Below are 17,719 nucleotides of genomic sequence, written 5' to 3' on the forward strand. Positions count from 1 at the left end.
AGCTAGAACGCGGTGACACGGTCTGCGATAATGGCGACCGGCAGGGTCCGCCGCGCATAGTGGGCGGTTCACAGATTCGGGATCTCGGTCGGCTTCGGGGCCGCCTGGAGCTGGAGGACGTCGGCGTGAGTGTCGTAGCAGTCATTCTGGCTGGTGGACAGGGAGAGCGCCTGTCCGTGCTCTCGGTAAAGCGTGCGAAGCCCGCCGTCCCGTTCGCGGGGAAGTACCGCATCATCGACTTCGCCCTGTCGAACTGTGTCAACTCGGGCATCTACCACGCCGCCATCCTGACGCAGTATCGCCCGCACTCACTCCACGACCATATCGGCGTGGGCAAGCCGTGGGATCTCGACCGGGCGCGCGGCGGTGTGCGGTTGCTCCAGCCGTACCTGGGGCGGCGCGAGTCCGACTGGTATAAGGGCACGGCGGATGCCGTCTTCCAGAACCTTCCGATGCTTGCGGACTGGAAGATGGACCTGGCCCTGATCCTGTCCGGCGATCACATCTACAAGATGGATTACGGGAGGATGATCGACTTCCACCGTGACAACAAGGCCGACGTAACGGTCGGCGTCATGGAAGTCCCCATCGATGAGGCCCACCGCTTCGGCACGCTGATCGTGGACGACGACGGCCGCGTCACCGAGTTCGACGAGAAGCCGCCGGAGCCGCGCAGCAACCTGATCTCGATGGGCATCTACGTCTTCAACCCCGAGATCCTGACCCAGCGCCTGACCGAAGACTCGCGGATGCGCGGCTCGGCGCACGACTTCGGCAAGGACGTCATCCCGCGCATGGTCGGCATGGACCGTGTGTTCGCCTACCGCTTCGGCGACTACTGGCGGGACGTCGGCACCATCGCTTCCTACTGGGAAGCGAACATGGGCCTGCTCAAGGATCCGCCCGACTTCGAGATGTACGATTACGACTGGGTCATCCACACCCGCAGCGAGGAGCGCCCGCCGGCCAAGATCGGAGCCGGGGCGAAGGTCGCGAACAGCCTGATCTCGCACGGTTGCCACATCCTCGGCACCGTCGAGCACAGCGTGCTCTCGCCGGGCGTGTTCGTGGCCGAGGGCGCCGTGGTCCGCGACTCGATCGTGATGAACGACTCGATCATCGGGCGGAACGCGGTGGTGAACTACGCCATCCTCGACAAGGAAGTGGTGATCGGGGCGAGCGCGGTCGTCGGGTTTGGCGACGACAAGACGCCGAGCCGGATGGAGCCGAAGAACCTCTCGACGGGCATCTCAGTCGTCGGGAAGCGGGTCCGCATCCCCCCCGGGCTGCGGCTCGGCCGGAACGTCCGCGTGGATGCCGACGTGGTCGAAGCCGACTTCGAGCACGTGCCCCACGTGGACGGGATCATCGCCAGCGGCGAGACGGTGCTGGCCCCGAGCCGCCGCGAGGCCGTCCGCCCGAGGACACGAACAGCGTAAGTGTAGTTGCCAGTCATCAGTGTTCAAGTATCAGAGGACGTTGCCTGACAACTGAACACTGATGACTGATACCTGCGCACGGCTTCCCTGAGCCGCCGGATGCCCTCGCGGATGCCGTCCTCGTCCAGGGCCGCGTAGCCGAGGATCAGGCCCGGCCGCGCGGGTGGGCGCTGGTAGTATGGCCGGGCGGGATAGACGGCCACGCCCCGCGCCGCTGCCTCCCGCGTAACGGCGTCCTCGTCGATGCCCTCGGCCAGCACGACGCGCAGGTAGAGGCCGGCGTCGCTGGGGCCAGGCTCGGCCAGCGGCCCGAGCTCCTGCGCCAGCGCGTCGAGCAGCGCAGCGCGCCGCCCGCGATAGACGCGCCGCATCCGCCGCAGGTGGGCCTCGAAGTGGCCGCCCTGGATCAGCTCGGCCAGCAATTCCTGCCCGGGCGTCGCCGTCTGGAGGTCTACCAGCCGCTTGGCCTCGGCGGCCAGCCGCACGAGATCGACCGGCGCCACCAGATACCCGAGCCGCAGGGCGGGGTAGAGCACCTTCGAGAAGCTGCCGACATACGCGACGCGCCCCGAGCGGTCCAGCCCCTGGAGCGCCTCCAGCGGCCGGCCGGCATGCCGAAACTCGCTGTCGTAGTCGTCCTCGACGATCAAGGCGTCCTGGCGCTCGGCCCAGCGCAGCAGATCGAGCCGTCGGCTCACGGGCAGCGTCGCGCCGCTCGGGTACTGGTGCGACGGCGTGGTGTAGACCAGCCGGGCCGGCGTCTCGGGGAGCAGATCGACACAGAGACCGTGCTCGTCCACGGGCACGTCGATCAGGGCGGCTCCCTGGGCCGCGAACACCCGCCGTGCGCCTGAGTAGCACGGGTCTTCGACGACGACCACGTCGCCAGGGTCGATCAGCAGCCGCACTATCAGGTCGATGGCCTGCTGGGTGCCGTTGGTGATGATGACCTGCTCCGGGGTGCAGCGGACGCCGCGCGCCCGTCCCAGGTACTCGGCGATGGCCGAGCGCAGAGCCGGCAGGCCGGCCGCCGGGCCGTACCAGAGGTCATCGCGGTCAAGCTGGCGAAGCTGCCGGCCGGCGATGCGCCGCCAGGCCGCCAACGGGAAGTGGGTGGCGTCCGGCCGGCCGTGGCGGAAGTCGTAGGGCAGGGCGACCGGCGCGCCGAGGTAGGGGGTCTCGCCGATGCTGACCACGCGTCGGCCCCAGGCAGAGAGGCGGCCGGTGACAGGCGGCTCACCAGGGAGCGTGCTCTCTGGTGACTCACTTCCAGGGCGGGCGCGGTCTGCACCCGGCTGGAACGCCTCGTCGGGCAGGCTCGCCGCCACGTACGTCCCCGACCCGTGCCGGGCTTCCAGGTAGCCCTCGGCCAACAGTTGATCGTACGCGCCGTGGATCGTGTTCCGCGCCACCCCGAGCATCAGGGCCAGCGCCCGGGTGGACGGCAGCTTGGCGCCCGCCTTCAGCCGTTGCTCCAGCATGGCGGCGCGCAACGCTCGATACACCTGCCGATGGAGCGACTCAGGCAGGGCCGGATCGACGGCGACGACTAGATCGACGACGACCTTGCGCGCTGGCTCGACCATGCACGGATGATACGCCGTCCGTCTTCGGTGTCCGCCGCCGGCACCCGTCTCCCGCGGCCGATGTTGCAGTCCGTCGTCCGCAGCCCCCCGACCCGTGTCCGCTGCTGGTCGGCGATAATCAGGCGCGGGACGCCTGCGCCGGCCACGATGCCGTCGCCGCGGGCAGGCCACTGGCTGGAGGTGGGCGCGTGCAGATGCGTGACGAGACCAGGGCAGCGCTGGCGGCCGTCGATGCCGGCTTGAAGCTGATGCGGCGGCGGGCCGGCGCCGATCAGATCACTTCGAAGGGCGGGCGTGACCTCGTGACCGCGACCGATGTGGCCGTCGAGGACGCGGTCCGCGCCAGCCTGCTGAGCGTCTACCCCGAGTGGACGGTCGTCGGGGAGGAGCGCGGGGGCGAAGACCAGATCGGCGACCGCCCGTACTGGCTGGTCGATCCGATCTGCGGGACGCGCAACTTCGCCTCCGACATCCCGATGTACGCCTGCAACGTCGCCCTGGTCAAGGATGGGCAGCTCCTGGTGGCGGCCGTCGGCGATGGCGGCACTGGCGAGCGCTACATCGCCGAGCAGGGCAGCGGCGCGTACATCGTCAAGCGCAACGGCCCCTACCCGATCCACGCCAGCGCCGACTCGCTGATCCTGAGCTTCTCGGCAGGCACCAGCAAGAAGGGCATGCGGCCAGATATCGGGGCGGACTTCACCTACGCCGCCATCAAGGCTGATAAGTGGGATCTGCGGATGCTCAGCACGACGCTCTCGATGGCCTACGTGGCCTCCGGGCGGCTGGCGGCCTACCTCCTCTTCGAGATCTCGTCGCCGGTCCACATCGCGGCGGGCGCGTTGCTCTGCCAGGAGGCCGGCGCGGTGGTGACCAGCGCGTTTGGCGAGCCGTGGACGGTGGCGCACAATTCGATCCTCTCGGCGGCCACCCCGGAGCTGCACGCCGAGATCAGCAGCGTCGTCGCGGCGACGGTCAAGTAGCCGTCGTCCTGCTCGGACGCCATACGGACGGATCGTGGACGCACCGGCCCTCGCGCTCAACCCGCTGACCCTGCTGCTGGCGGCGGGGGCTGGCTTCCTGTCGTTTGTGTCGCCGTGCGTGCTGCCGCTGCTGCCGGCCTACCTCGGGTACATGACGGGGCTGACCTCGGAAGAGCTGCAGGGGCCGCAGTCCGCCGCCATGCGCGCCCACATCCTCGGACGGTCGCTGGCGTTCGTGCTGGGGCTGGCCGTCGTGTTCACGGCGCTGGGCGCGACGGCCTCGGCTGTCGGGCAGGCGGTGGCCGCCTACCACGGCATCATTCTGCGCCTGTCGGGGCTGCTGGTGGTCGTCCTCGGGCTGCACACGCTCGGCCTGATCCGGATCCCGTTTCTCTACCAGCAGCGCCGCCTGAGCTACGGCGGCGCGGACGGCACCTACGTCGGGGCGCTGCTGCTCGGGGCGGCCTTCGCGACGGGCTGGACGCCGTGTATCGGGCCGTTCCTGGCCGGGCTGCTGGCGCTCGCAAGCCAGGAGCAGACGGTTGGCCAGGGGATGTTGCTGCTGTTCGTCTACGCGCTCGGGCTGGGCATCCCGTTCGTGCTGACGGGGCTGGCGCTCGGGGCGTCCGCGCCGCTGCTCAGGGCGCTCAAGGCCCGGCTGTACGCGCTGGAGCTGGTGAGCGGTTTCTTGCTGGTGGGGATGGGCCTGCTGATCTTCAGCGACCGCCTCTCGCTGATCTCGGCATGGCTGACGAACGTGTTCGGGATCGGGCTGGCGGCGTAGCCAGGCCAGCCGGCCGCCCTGGGACGCAACGACGCAGCCGCGGGCTTGACATCCCTCCGGGCAGCCCGTACACTGCGGTCCGGCAGTAATCGATTACTGCAGCTTGCGCGTGGCGGCGCGAGCACGGCGATGGCGCTGGAGTGTTGGGGGACGGTGGGGCGCATGACGGGGCGATGCTGCTCGCGGGTTGACCGGCCGTGACCGCGTACATCGTCGACGTGGCTCGCGAGGCCGGCGTCTCGGTGGCGACCGTCTCGCGGGTGCTGGCCAACACGGACTATCCCGTCAAAGAGGAGACGCGGCAGCGGGTGCTGGCGGCCGCCGAGCGCCTCAAGTACCAGCCGAATCGCCTCGGGCGGAGCCTGCGCGTCGGGCATTCGAGCGCGGTTGGCGTCTGCGCCACCACGTTCAACAACCCGACCTGGGTCGCGACCCTCGAAGGCATCATGCTCGCCTGCCGCGCCGTCAACCGGCAGGTACAGACCGTCACCACGTTCTCGGACCCGGCCGAGGAGCAGATCTACATGGATCTGTTCCTGCAAGAGCGCGTGGCCGGCGTCATCAGCTACTCGGCTGGCGCGCCACTCGACGCCTACGAGCAGATCCAGCGGGCCGGCGCTCCCGTGGTGGTGGTGAACCGACCCGTGCCGGGGCTGCGCGCCCCGCTCATCGAGCACGATTTCCCCGGTGGCTTTGCGTCGGCGCTCCGCTACCTCGCAGATCGCGGGCACCGGCGGATCGGCGCGGTGCTCCCGTACCGGTCGGCCTACTGGGGCGGCCATGAGGCCAACTGGAACGGGGCCTTCGAGCGGCTCGGGATCGAGCCGATGCCGCACCTCGTCCGCCACATCGACGCCACCCTCCAGACCGACGTCATCCATTGCGTCGTCTCGGAGCTGCTGGCGCTGCCCGAGCCGCCAACGGCGATCTACACGGCCGGCGCGATGTCCACGCTGGTGGCGATGCGGCTGATCCAGTTCGCCGACGACGCCGCCGTCCGAGATATCGAGCTTGTCGGCACCGGCGACCGGCGCTGGGAGTTCCTGTATCCGCCGTCGTTGCCGTTCGTCTGCCTGGACTCGTACGGGCTGGGAACCGTGGCGGCGGGCATGCTCAACGACCTGATCGACGGGAAGGGCGATATGTACCAGGACAGCGTGACCAGGGTAGCCGTCAGCTTTGTCGACGCGACATCGCGTGCCGAAGCATTGCCCAGCGGCCGCCGCGGCCTGCCTGACTGACGCGTGCCTGGGCGACGGAGGACGGAGCGTCCAGCCATTGATGCTCACGGGCCTCACACTGGAGATGTGGAGGGGGGACTTTGAGCACCTACATCCTGCAGCGGCTGGCGCAGGCCGTGCCCGTGCTGATCCTGGCGTCCATCGGCGTGTTCCTGCTGCTGCACCTGGTGCCGGGCGACCCGGCCCTGCTGCTGGCCGGCCCGGACGCCACGCCCGAGGTGGTGGCAGCGGTCCGTCGCGATATGGGGCTGGATCAGCCCCTGCCGGTCCAGTACGCCGTCTGGGTGCAGCACGCCGTGACCGGCGACCTCGGACGGTCCTACGTCAGCCGTCTCCCGGTGACCCAGCTGATTCGCACGGCGCTGCCGGCCACCGTCGAGCTGGCGGTTGCGGCGTTGCTGATCGCCGTCGTGCTCGGCATCCCGAGCGGGATCATCTCGGCGGTCAGCCGGCAGCAGCCGCCCGACTGGATCATCACCATCGTCAACGGGCTTGCCCTGGCGATCCCGAACTTCTGGCTCGGCATCATCATGGTAATCGTTTTCTCTCTCGTGCTCGGGTGGCTTCCGCCGGGCGGCCGTGTCGAGTTCCTGAGCGATCCTGGTGAGGCCTGGAAGACGCTGCTGCTGCCTGCGTTGACGCTCGGCCTGCATATCGCGGCGACGCTCTCGCGCTTCACGCGGGCCTCGATGCTCGAAGTGTTGCACGAAGACTACATCCGAACGGCCAATGCCAAGGGGCTGGCGAAGTCCATCGTGCTGCGCCGGCACGCCATCAGGAACGCCCTGATCCCGATTGTGACGGTGCTCGGCATCCAGTTCGGGCGCTTGCTGGGCGGCGCGGTCATCGTCGAGAGCGTCTTCGCGTGGCCGGGCGTCGGCCGGATGGTGCTGCAGGCCGTCCTCAACCGCGACTACCTGCTGGTGCAGGGCGCGCTGTTGCTGCTGGTGGTGGCGTTCATCGCCATCAACCTGTTCGTGGACGTGCTGTACGGCGTGCTCGACCCGCGCATCCGTCTCGCGCACGGAAGGGGGTGAGGCGTGCAGGGGACGACGACTGTTGCGCTTCCGCGCGCTACCCGCGCCGAGCGGAAGCGCGCCTCCGAGAACTTCTACGTCAAGACGCTCCGCCGCCTGCTGCGTAGCCCTTCAGGCGTGATCGGCCTGATCGCCATGCTGGCGCTGCTGCTGACGGCGGCCTTCGCGCCGCTGGTCGCGCCGTACGATCCGCTGGCCCAGCATCCGGGGGCAGAGCTTGCGGTGCCGTCGGCCACGTACTGGGTCGGGACGGACGAGTACGGACGCGACCTGTTCAGCCGCATCATCTACGGCTCGCGCATCTCCCTGTTCGTCGGGGTGCTGGCCGTCGCCATCGGCGGCGTGGTCGGCGTCACCAGCGGGCTGATGGCGGGCTACCGTGGCGGCTGGGTCGACGCCGTCATCATGCGCCTCTGGGACACGCTGCTGGCGTTCCCGGCGATCTTGCTGGGCATCGCCGTGGCAGCGGTGCTCGGGCCCGGGATCACCAACGCCGCGCTGGCGCTGGCCATCGTCAGCATCCCGCAGTTCTCGCGGATCACCCGCGCGTCGGTGCTGGGCGAGAAGCAGCGCGAGTATGTCCAGGCGGCGCGCTGCATCGGCGTCAGCGATCTCACGATCATTTTCCGCCACATCTTCCCGAACACGATCTCGTCGCTGCTGGTTCAACTGAGCCTGGCGATGGCCTACGCCGTCTTGCTCGAAGCCGGCCTCAGCTTCCTGGGCCTGGGCACCCAGCCGCCGGAGCCGTCCTGGGGCTCGATGCTCAGCACCAGCCGGACGTACTTGCGGCAGGCGCCCTGGTACGCCGTGTTTCCGGGCATCGCGCTGAGCGTGCTGTTGCTCGGCCTGAACTTCCTGTCGGACGCCCTGCGTGACGCCCTGGACCCACGCCTCAGTCATCTGCGCTGATGGAGAGGAGAGCCCCGTGACCTCACGTCACCCCACCCCGAGGCGGCACAGTCGCCGCACGTTCGTTCGCCGCGTGGCCCTGCTGGGCATTGGACTCGCCGCCGTGCCGCTTGCCGCCTGCGCCCCGATCCAGCCGCCGACGCCAACGGCGGCCCCGCAGGCGCCGGCCGCGCAGGCTCCGGCCGGGCCGGCTGGCTCGCCGGCGGCTGCCGCTGCCGCGGCCGGCTCCCCGGCCGCGGCTGCTCCGGCCGTCTCCCCGGCCGCCGCTGCGCCGGCCGGCTCCCCCGTGGCCGGCGCCTCGCCGTCCATCGCCAGTCCTGCTGCGCCGGCCGCCGCGCAGCCGCCGGCCGTCGGGAAGCCGGGCGGGGTGCTGCGGCTGCTCCAGACCAGCGATGTTGCCCCGCGTGAGCCGCACCTGCTGCTGGGCAGCAACGCGCCCATCGCACTCTCAGTCTGGGACACGCTGATCCGCTTCGACCGCAACCTGCAGGCGCAGCCGGCCCTCGCCGAGACGTGGCAGTGGAGCCCCGACTTCAAGAGCCTGACCCTGAAGCTGCGTTCGGGCGTCACGTTTCACAGCGGGCGCGAGTTCACGAGCGAGGACGTCGAGTTCAACATCACCCGCCTTCGCGAGCCGGCCGTTGGATCGCAGATGCGCGGCTCGTCGCTGCTGGTGAAGACCATCGAGCGGCCGGATCGCCTGACCGTCCGCCTCGGGTTCGACGCCCCGTACCGCGCCATCTTTGACATGCTCGACACGATGTTGATCGTGGACCGCGACACGGTGGGCGATATCGCCAGCGGCAAGGTGATCGGCACCGGGCCGTTTCTCTGGAAGGAGTGGACGCCAAACGAGCGCTGCGTGCTGGAGAAGAACCCGAAGTACTGGCAGGCTGGCATGCCGCTGGTGGACCGGGTCGAGACGACGATCATCGGGGACATCCAGTCGATGGCCGTGCAGTTCGAGGCCGGCCAGCACCACGCGGCGCTTCGCCTGTCGGCCCAGGACTTCGTGCGTCTGCGGAACGACTCGAAGTACCAGGCGGTGGTGATGGAGAGCGGCTCGGGCTACGTCTACGTGGCTGCCGACGTGACGAAAGCGCCGCTCGACAAGAAGGAAGTCCGCCAGGCGATCAACCTCGCGATCAATCGCACGCGCTTCAACCAGACCGCCATGAACGGCATCGGGCGGGCGACGACGCTGCCCTGGCCGACGTTCTCACCGGCCTTCGACGCGGCGCTGGCGAGCAGCGTCCCGTTCGACCTGGAGAAGGCGAAGGCGTTGCTGGCGCAGGCCGGCATGAGCGGCGGGTTCGAGGTGCCGCTGACCTTCAACACGCAGCGCACCGCCACGAACGGCAAGCTGGTGGAGATCCTCCAGTCGGACCTTGGGCAGATCGGCGTCAAGATTCAGGTGCAGAGCCAGGAGAACACCGTCTTCCAGCGGACCCTCAACGAGGGGAAGTTTGGCGGCCTCTTCACCCACGGCCACGGCTTCTCGAACAGGACGCCGGCGGCCCTCTTCGTGCAGGCGTTCCCGTTCCGGGCGCAGAACGCCTCAAACTTCACCTCGCCGGAGTACACCCGCCTGACCGCCGCCATGCAGACCGAGGCCGACGAGGCGAAGTTGAAGGCCCTGTACGGCGAGATGAACCGCCTGCTGCTGGACGAGGCGTTCATCATGGACGTGGCCACGGACCCCGGCCACTACGTGGCGAAGGCGAACGTCCAGAACCTCGACTACAACCTGCAAGACTGGTGGGTGCTCCACCGGGCGTCTGTCGGCTGATGCACGCATGTCCGGCGGGTGATGCGCCATCACCCGCTCTGGAGGTATCCCGTTGAGCGTCCCGCCACCCCCTCCGTCCGCGCCCTCCCCACCCAGGAACGCGCGCGTCCTGTTCATCACCGCTGACCAGCAGCGGCGCGACAGCCTCCCGGTCTACGGGCTGGAGTTTGTCCAGGCGCCGAACCTGGAGCGCATCGCGCGGGAGGGCGCGGCGTTCACCCGCGCCTACACACCCGCGCCGCTCTGCCAGCCGGCTCGCGCCGCCATCCTGACCGGCCTCTCGCCGCACGTTCACGGCGTGCTGGACAACCACGTCTGGTTCACGCCGCCCGTGCAGCCCTGGGCGCCGACCGTCACGGCGGCCGGCTACAAGACGGCGGCCATCGGCAAGATGCACTTCTACCCCTGGGACGACCCGCACGGCTTCACGGATCGCATCTCGGCCGAGGACAAGCGCCACTACTATCGGCGCGACGATTACACTCTCTGGCTCGAAGCGCAGGGCCAGGAGCGCATTCACCCCCCGTCCATGCCCGGCTATCACGAGGGGATGGGGGCCGCCGCCAGCAACCTCCCTGAGCCGCTGCACCTGGACAGCTACATCGGCGACCGTGGCGCGGAGTGGCTGCGCGCGAACGCGAGCGAGCCGTTCTTCGCGTGGGTCAGCTTCAACAGCCCGCACGATCCGTACGACCCGCCGGCCGATCTGGCCGACCTCTACCTGGATGCGCCGATACCGGACCCGGTTGGCTCGGTCGAAGACTTGCAGGATCGGCCGGCGGCCCAGCGCACGGCGTTTGCCGGCACGCTCAATAATCCGCTGTTCCAGATGGACTACAGCCATCTGACGCCCGAGCAGATCCGCCGCATCCGGGCGCACTACTACGCCGAGATCACGCATGTGGACCGGCAAGTTGGCAAGCTGCTGGCGGCGCTGGAAGAGGCCGGCGTGCTGGACGACACGCTGATCATCTTCTCCAGCGACCACGGCGACGCGCTGGGCGATCATGGGCTGATCTTCAAGAACTACTTCTACGAGTCGATGGTCGGCGTTCCGCTGCTGGCCCGTGGCCCAGGCGTGACGCCCGGCGGGCGCAGCTCGGCCCTGGTGGACACCACCGACATCGCCGCCACCATCCTGCAGCATCTCGGGCTGCCGCTGCCCTCGCCCTGCCAGAGCCGCGCGTTGCAGCCGGTCCTCGCCGATCCCTCCCTGGGCCACCGTGACGCGGTGTTCTCGTACGTGGACGACCGCGCGATGGTCCGAACGGATGGGTGGAAGCTCGGCCAGTACGGCGACGGCGACGGCGAGCTGTACGACCTGCAGGGTGACCCGGCCGAGCTGCACAATCTCTATCACGATGCCGAGTACCGGGAGACCCGCGCGGAGCTGATCACCCTGCTCGCCAACGAGGCGATCGCCGGCTACGGCGTGCGCTCGCAGTTGAATCGCTGCCCGCCAGATGAGGAACGGGCGCAGGCGTTCAGGGAGATCGCCGCCCGCTCGACGGGCTAGCGGCGCATCGACGCCAGGGTGCGCCCGGCCCGGTCCACAGCCCAATCCACAGCCAACGCCCGGGTTGACGAGGTGGCGACTCGCTGGTATCCTGCGAGGCAGTCAGAGGAATTCCCGTTTGATGGCTGTATGGGCGACCTTGCACGGTCAGCAGCAGGCGTCCGCTCCGAGGCGGTCGGTCGTGGCGCAGGTCAGACGGTCGCTGTTGGGTGGGCTGGCGGCACTCCTGGCGCTGACGCTCGCCGGCAGCAGCACGGGCGATGCGAGTGCGTCGCCTGTGCCTGCCTTCGGGTTGGGCCGCGCGCAGGACATCGCCAGCCCCGTCCAGCCTGCCGAGCGCGACGCCGACACCACTGCCATCGTGCCGGCGCGCCCGCCAGCCGGCGGCCAGCCGGGGACGGGGACGCCGCGCGGCGACGGGCAGCGCCAGGGGAGCGTCGTGGCGGTGTTCCAGGATCCCGCTGATCCGCTGATCGTGATCTCGGCCGCCACCGGGTATCTGACCGTCCGCCTACGCTGCGGCGACCTCTGCCCCAGCATCCACCTGGGCGACTACGTCGTTGCGGAAGGCCGCCGTCGCAGCGACGCCGTCTTCGACGCCGTCGAAGTGTGGGTTGTCGCACCGTAGCCTGCCGCCCGCCTGCTGGCCGGGGGACGCGTCCCGCGCGGTTCGGGTGGTGTGCCACAATGGCGACGCACAGCCGCTGCGCGCACCCTCGATCTCCGCGTAGCTGGCCGCCGGCGCAGCGCTGCACATCCCGAGGGGCCAGCCATGACGACGACGGTCACGTCTCCATCGACCGATTCGGCCTCGTTTGAGGCGGCCTTCGGCCGCGAGGTGCTCCAGAGCGAGCGCCTGCGGATCGTCGTCGTGGTGGCGCTGTTCGGTGCGATCTACCTGCGCTGGGCGTTCATCTGGCTGGTCTTCCCGCAGGCCATCGAGGCGCAGATGGGTGCGGCCCTGCACATCGCCCTGCTCGGGTCGCTCGGGGCGGCGATCATCGGGTACGAGCTGCTGGTGCTGCTCCGACTGACCTATGCGCTCCGGCGCGGCAAGACAGTCCCGAAGGTGATGCGCTATCTGAACGCCTTCGTCGAGATCAGTTTCCCGACGGCGGCGATGATCTTCGGGGTTGAGGTGAGCAGCCCGGCCTATGCGTTGTTCGCTCCGCCGGCCTGGGCCTACTTCGTCTTCATCATCCTGGCGACGCTGCGTCTGGACTTCTGGCTCTGCCTGTTCACGGGCCTGACTGCCGCTGCGCAGTACGGCATCCTGGGGCTCGTCCTGCTCAGCCAGCCGCAGGTGGAGACCGTCGATCCGATCCTCAGCGCGCAGATGAATCACGGCATGCGGATCGGTCTGCTGTTGGGGGCCGGGCTGGCGGCCGGGATCGTCAGCCTCCAAATCAAGCGGCAGTTCGTGCGGGCGCTCAGGAGCGTTGAGGAGCAGAACCGGGTCATCGGGATGTTCGGGCAGCACGTCTCGCCGGCCGTGGTCGAGCGGCTGCTGACCCAGGATGTCGAGATCGGCGGCGAGGTCCGGCACGTCTGCGTGATGTTCCTGGACATTCAGGGGTTCACCACGTTCTCGGAGAACAAGCGGCCCGAGGAGGTCGTGGCCTATTTGAACTCGCTGTTTCCGGTCCTCATCGACTCGGTGAACGGACATCAGGGGATCGTCAACAAGTTTCTGGGCGACGGCTTCATGGCCGTCTTCGGCGCGCCCATCGAGGACGCGCAGGACTGCCGGAACGCCGTGGCCGCGGCCCTGGAGATGCTGCACGCCGTCGAGACCATGAGTATGCGCGGGACGATCGCGCCGACGACGATCCGCATCGGGCTGCACGCCGGCGAGGCCGTGACCGGGAACGTCGGCTCGTCGGCGCGTAAGGAGTACACGATCATCGGGGACGTGGTGAACCTGGCCTCGCGCCTGGAGCAGTTGAACAAGCAGTTCGGCTCGCGGCTGCTGGTCTCGGAGATGGTGGCCGACCGGCTCGACGGCATCGCCGTGACGAAGATCGGGCACGGCGACGTGCAGGTGAAGGGGCGCGAACAGCCCGTGCCGGTGTTCGAGCTGCGGGATGAGCAGCCGGCAGCCAGCACGGGATAGGTCGCTCGCACGGCGAGGGCCGCCAGGCGCGTCGGTCGCCTCAGCCGCCGGTGGGGCGTCTGTCGCCTCTGGGCCACGTGCAGCCTGCAAGCCCCACGTACGATACGAGCCCACAAGCGCCGGATTGTGGGCTGGCACGCGACGTGCATCAGCGACTGGTGCGTGATCGTGGTAGGCGCAGTACCAGCACGGTCACGCAGCGGGTGGACGGCAAGGCTGGCGATCGGTCGTGTCGTTCACCCGCTTCTTGCGCCCAGCCGGCGTGTCCAGCCCGGGTGCTGCCACTGGCACGGCAGCTACTCCGGGCGGGCGAGCCGCTCCATGTACAGGTCCAGGAACCGCGCGCTGTCGATCTCCAGGGGCACGTCGGCGTTCGGCGGCTGCCCCCAGCGGCCTCGACGGTCGGCCATCACCATCCCGTAGGCGCGCGGACTGTGGGTCTCGACCTCCAGGTACCAGCGCTCCGATGTGAAGTAGCCTGGATCGATGGCGTACAGGATGGCGGCGGAGTCATGCATCGGGAAGCCGGGCCAGCCGGTGCGGCGGATGTAGTGCTGGCCGTAGTGGCTGCTGACGGCGTGGGTGAACTCGCCCACCCGGCCGCCGTGCTGCCGGATCGTCTCGACCTGGGCCGGGCTGATCAAGGCTTTGAGGGTCACGTCCAGCCCGATCAACGCCAGCTTGTAGCCCGCCGAGAAGACGATGGCGGCGGCCTCGGCGTCGTTGTGGATGTTGGCCTCGGCCAGGGGCGTGACGTTGCCCGGCACCGTCACCGCGCCGCCCATGACGATCAGCTCGTGTACCCGCTCGACGATGCGCGGCTCCAGGCTGGTCGCCAGGGCGATGTTCGTGAGCGGCCCGACGGCGATGATGGTGATCTCGCCGGGGGCAGCGGCCATCACGCGCTCGACGATCAGCTCGGCGGCCCGCCGCGGCACGACGCCACGGCTCGGCTCCGGCAGGACGGCCCCGCCCAGGCCGTTGTCGCCATGCACCACCACGCCGCTCAGGCGCGGTGGGCGCATCAGCGGGCGGCCTGCGCCTGCCGCCACCGGGATGTCTGGCCGTCCAGCGACATCTAACAAAATCAGTGCATTGCGTGTCGTTTGCTCGACATCCACGTTACCGTAGACGGTGGTGACCGCATCCAGTGTCAGCTCAGGCGAGCGCAGCAGAAAGAAGAGCGCCAGGGCGTCGTCTACGCCAGGGTCGGTATCGAAGATCACACGACGGGGGGTCGTCAGATCCATGGCCGCAACCTCGCGCCAGCCTGAACGTCGCGTCAGAGCAGGGGTGTCAGTATGGCAACATGCACATACCCTGTCCACCTGACCCGCGGGACGGTATACTACCGCCGACGAGCCGTGTCGTGTCAGCGCGACAGATCAAGATAGGCGCTCGCCCGTTCGGGAGGCGCACCACCGCGAGAACTCGATAGCCGCCATACGCCGACGAGGTGCAGCGATGTCCGAGCCTGTCTCAGAACCCCGTCCGTACCAGCGTGTCTATGCTGATCTGCGTGCGCGGATCGAGCGTGGCGAACTGGTGCACGGGGCTCAGTTGCCGAGCCAGCCGGCGCTCGCGGCTGAGTATGGGGTAGCGCTGCTCACGGTCCGTCACGCCATCGAGCTGTTGCGACGGGCAGGTTACGTCTCGGTTGAGCACGGGCGGGGGACGTTCGTCACCGACCCACGCGGCGCAGACACCGTGCTGGTCGTGGACGACGATGCGCGGGTTCGGTCGGTGCTGGTGGAGCACGTCGCCTATGCTGGCTTCCGCGTGCTCGAGGCGGCCAACGGGCTGGAAGCGCTGGACGTCCTCGGCTCAGAGCCGGTCAGCCTGGTGTTCACCGATCTCCGCATGCCGACCATGGACGGCATCGAGCTGCTGCGGCGCGCGCGGCCCCGCTATCCCAGCACGATCTTCATCGTCGTGAGCGCGTACCCGGACGACCTGGTGGCGCTGTATCGGACGGATGCCTTCCCGATCACGGTGATCCCCAAGCCGTTCCGCGCCGAGCAGGTCCGGCGGGCGCTGGCCCTGCTGCGTGGCCCGGAGAACGGCAACGGCAACCCGACGGCCAGCTCGGTCGAGTCCCGCGCGTCGATGGACCGGGGCGAGGGGCGCGCTGTTGTGCCGGCTGCGCGGCCGGTCAGTGCGGCGTCGGTGCTGATCGTGGACGACGACGCCTTTCACCGTGCCACGCTCGGCGAGATGATGACGGCCCAGGGGCACAGCGTCCGCGAGGCCGCGGATGGCGTGACGGCCATCGAAGCGGTGTCCGAGGAACGGTTCAGCCACGTCTTTCTGGAAGTCCACCTGCCGGGGCTGGGCGGTATCGAGCTGGCGCGCCTGATCCGCGAGCGCGACCCGAAGACGGTGACGATCCTGATGAGCGCCGACCAGCAGGATGCGCTGCGGGGGCGTCAGGCCGGTCTCGGACCGACGATGACGCTGATCAAGCCGCTGTCGCCGGCCCACGTGGTGGCTGCGCTGCGGCTCGTCGCGGAGTAGCGCGCCGGGCGTGCCTGCCGGCCATCGGGCCCCGGGCGATTGCATGTTCATTGGTGTACCCGAAGCATCATGGAACGGGCGGTCGGGGACTGAAGTCCCCGCCTACAGTCACACCGTCGCTGCGCGACGGACACCGGCCACGGACAGGGACTGGTGAGACTGGAGCGTCGCGCAGCGACTGCAGGATCGTAGGCGGGGCTTTCAAGCCCCGACGCGGCGGCACGACGACATCAACATACGATTGCACTGGTAGCAGCATCAGGGCGATTGCATGTTCATTGGTGTCCCCGAAGCATCATGGAACGGGCGGTCGGGGACTGAAGTCCCCGCCTACAGTCACGCCGTCGCTGCGCGACGGCCGCAGGGAACGGCTGGGGCTGGCGAGCCTGGAGCGTCGCGCAGCGACTGCAGGATGGTAGGCGGGGCTTTCAAGCCCCGACGCGGCGGCACGACGACATCAACATGCGATTGCCCTGCCATGGGGCCGGGCGTGCTGGCCGGGGCTGTCGCTCTCGACGCTACACTCTCCCCAGCGGGAGGTCTCCACGATGGTCACCGATGTCGCCGCACCCGTCGTCGCTGTGCCCGTCTCGCTGGAGACTGGCGACCACCTGACGCGCGGCCTTCGGCGGGTCAGGGAACGGGCACGAAACCTGCCAACCCTCGTCCCGCTGCGCTGGGACACCTTTCCGGCGATCCTCCTTCGTGGTACGCTGGAGCCGCGCGCCGTGGGGCACGGTCCAGACAGTACGAGCGGCAGCGCAGGACGGATCATCGTGAGCATTGGCCCGACATCTCCCTTCCTTGCGGCAGGCCGCGACGGCCGCCCACACGTCGATCAGGCATCCCCAGCGCGGCCGACGAGCTTCCGACGGCTCGTGGGGCGGCTTGGGGCGACGGCGCTCGTCTTGACCCTGGCGATCTCGACGCTCACCGCGACGCCGGCCCTCGGCGCGGGCTCGGGGGCTTCCGGGGCGGCTGACGAGGCTGGCGCGCCGCGGCAGATCGTGATGCCGCGTCTCGCCGTGCAGGACGAGCCGCGCGATGCCTTCGATGGCGGCTTTACGCCGGCGGCCCGGCGGGTCGTCGTGCCGAACATCGAGCTTGGGCTGACGCAGCAGCGGCCGATCCCGCTCGGCGTCACCTGCTCCTGCACCATCGACCGCACCGGCCTGACCAGCCAGTTCGACCTGACGGTTATCGAGGTCGTGCAGGACGCGTCGACGATGGTTCAGCAGTTGAACCGCTTCAACCGTCCGCCGCGCGCCGGCGCCCGGTATGTCGGAGTCTACGTCGGGCAGCAGTACATCGCAGGCCCCGAGAACCAGGCGTACACGATCTCCGAGGCGGACTGGAAGGCGACGGCCACCGACGAGCGCCTGAGCGACACGGCGCAGCTGCTGCACACGGAGCTGGAGTTCCGCCCGCGCGCCGACATCTTCCCGAAGAACTACGTCAACGGCTGGCTGATCTTTGAGCTGCCGGTGAACCGTCCGGCCTTCCTGGTCTGGAACTACAACTTCGTGGGCGAGCGCGGCATCTGGTTCGCACTGCAGTAGGCGGAAGGGGCAGCCAGCTCGGCGCGGAGGACGAGACCAGGGCGATTGCATGTTGATTGGTGTCCCCGAAGCATCATGGAACGGGCGGTCGGGGACTGAAGTCCCCGCCTACAGTCACACCGTCGCTGCGCGACGGACACCGGGCACGGACAGGGACTGGTGAGACTACAGCGTCGCGCAGCGACTGCAGGATCGTAGGCGGGGCTTTCAAGCCCCGACGCGGCGGCACGACGCGCTCAACATACG

The 17,719-nt window shown here is 69.1% G+C and carries 13 protein-coding genes and 1 pseudogene; 12 read left to right on the top strand and 2 right to left on the bottom strand.

Annotation, left to right across the window (positions count from 1 at the left end):
* The first annotated feature begins 125 nt into the window (after positions 1-125).
* Positions 126-1,439 carry a glucose-1-phosphate adenylyltransferase gene (locus IT306_31225; GenBank protein ID MCC7372927.1) on the top strand — a complete coding sequence of 438 codons (1,314 nt, stop codon included), beginning with the start codon at positions 126-128 and terminating at the stop codon, positions 1,437-1,439.
* A gap of 23 nt (positions 1,440-1,462) precedes the next feature.
* Here the strand turns inward: IT306_31225 and IT306_31230 are convergent, their stop codons facing one another.
* Positions 1,463-3,025, bottom strand: a complete 1,563-nt coding sequence (locus IT306_31230; protein MCC7372928.1) for a PLP-dependent aminotransferase family protein — start codon at positions 3,023-3,025, stop codon at positions 1,463-1,465.
* A 188-nt stretch (positions 3,026-3,213) separates the two neighbouring features.
* Between IT306_31230 and IT306_31235 the strand changes: the two genes are divergently transcribed.
* The 9 genes and pseudogenes from IT306_31235 (at position 3,214) to IT306_31275 (ending at position 13,400) form a co-directional block, all read left to right on the top strand.
* Positions 3,214-4,008, top strand: coding sequence for an inositol monophosphatase (locus IT306_31235; protein MCC7372929.1), 795 nt, complete (start codon positions 3,214-3,216; stop codon positions 4,006-4,008).
* Positions 4,009-4,042: 34 nt separating this feature from the next.
* Positions 4,043-4,792, top strand: a complete 750-nt coding sequence (locus IT306_31240; GenBank protein ID MCC7372930.1) for a sulfite exporter TauE/SafE family protein — start codon at positions 4,043-4,045, stop codon at positions 4,790-4,792.
* A gap of 197 nt (positions 4,793-4,989) precedes the next feature.
* Positions 4,990-6,033, top strand: a complete 1,044-nt coding sequence (locus IT306_31245; protein ID MCC7372931.1) for a LacI family DNA-binding transcriptional regulator — start codon at positions 4,990-4,992, stop codon at positions 6,031-6,033.
* An 80-nt stretch (positions 6,034-6,113) separates the two neighbouring features.
* Positions 6,114-7,070 carry an ABC transporter permease gene (locus IT306_31250; GenBank protein MCC7372932.1) on the top strand — a complete coding sequence of 319 codons (957 nt, stop codon included), beginning with the start codon at positions 6,114-6,116 and terminating at the stop codon, positions 7,068-7,070.
* Positions 7,071-7,184: 114 nt separating this feature from the next.
* Positions 7,185-7,982, top strand: a pseudogene (locus tag IT306_31255) (ABC transporter permease).
* 16 nt (positions 7,983-7,998) lie between these two features.
* Positions 7,999-9,771: an ABC transporter substrate-binding protein gene (locus IT306_31260; protein MCC7372933.1), complete on the top strand. Its 1,773-nt coding sequence runs from the start codon at positions 7,999-8,001 to the stop codon at positions 9,769-9,771.
* Between the two features lie 52 nt (positions 9,772-9,823).
* On the top strand, positions 9,824-11,287 hold the full coding sequence (locus IT306_31265) for a sulfatase-like hydrolase/transferase (protein ID MCC7372934.1): 1,464 nt from the start codon (positions 9,824-9,826) through the stop codon (positions 11,285-11,287).
* A 181-nt stretch (positions 11,288-11,468) separates the two neighbouring features.
* Positions 11,469-11,915 carry a hypothetical protein gene (locus IT306_31270; GenBank protein ID MCC7372935.1) on the top strand — a complete coding sequence of 149 codons (447 nt, stop codon included), beginning with the start codon at positions 11,469-11,471 and terminating at the stop codon, positions 11,913-11,915.
* Positions 11,916-12,059: 144 nt separating this feature from the next.
* On the top strand, positions 12,060-13,400 hold the full coding sequence (locus IT306_31275) for an adenylate/guanylate cyclase domain-containing protein (GenBank protein ID MCC7372936.1): 1,341 nt from the start codon (positions 12,060-12,062) through the stop codon (positions 13,398-13,400).
* A gap of 296 nt (positions 13,401-13,696) precedes the next feature.
* Here IT306_31275 and IT306_31280 read toward each other — a convergent pair whose 3' ends face one another.
* Positions 13,697-14,650, bottom strand: a complete 954-nt coding sequence (locus IT306_31280) for a nucleoside hydrolase (protein ID MCC7372937.1) — start codon at positions 14,648-14,650, stop codon at positions 13,697-13,699.
* A 214-nt stretch (positions 14,651-14,864) separates the two neighbouring features.
* Between IT306_31280 and IT306_31285 the strand changes: the two genes are divergently transcribed.
* Both IT306_31285 and IT306_31290 read left to right on the top strand, forming a co-directional pair.
* Entirely contained in the window at positions 14,865-15,914 is a 1,050-nt protein-coding gene (locus tag IT306_31285) for a response regulator (GenBank protein MCC7372938.1), read from the top strand.
* 548 nt (positions 15,915-16,462) lie between these two features.
* Positions 16,463-17,473: a hypothetical protein gene (locus IT306_31290; protein MCC7372939.1), complete on the top strand. Its 1,011-nt coding sequence runs from the start codon at positions 16,463-16,465 to the stop codon at positions 17,471-17,473.
* The last annotated feature ends 246 nt before the right edge of the window (positions 17,474-17,719 follow it).

The organism is Chloroflexota bacterium (assembly GCA_020850535.1).
In the GTDB taxonomy this organism is placed as follows: Bacteria; Chloroflexota; UBA6077; order UBA6077; family JACCZL01; genus JADZEM01.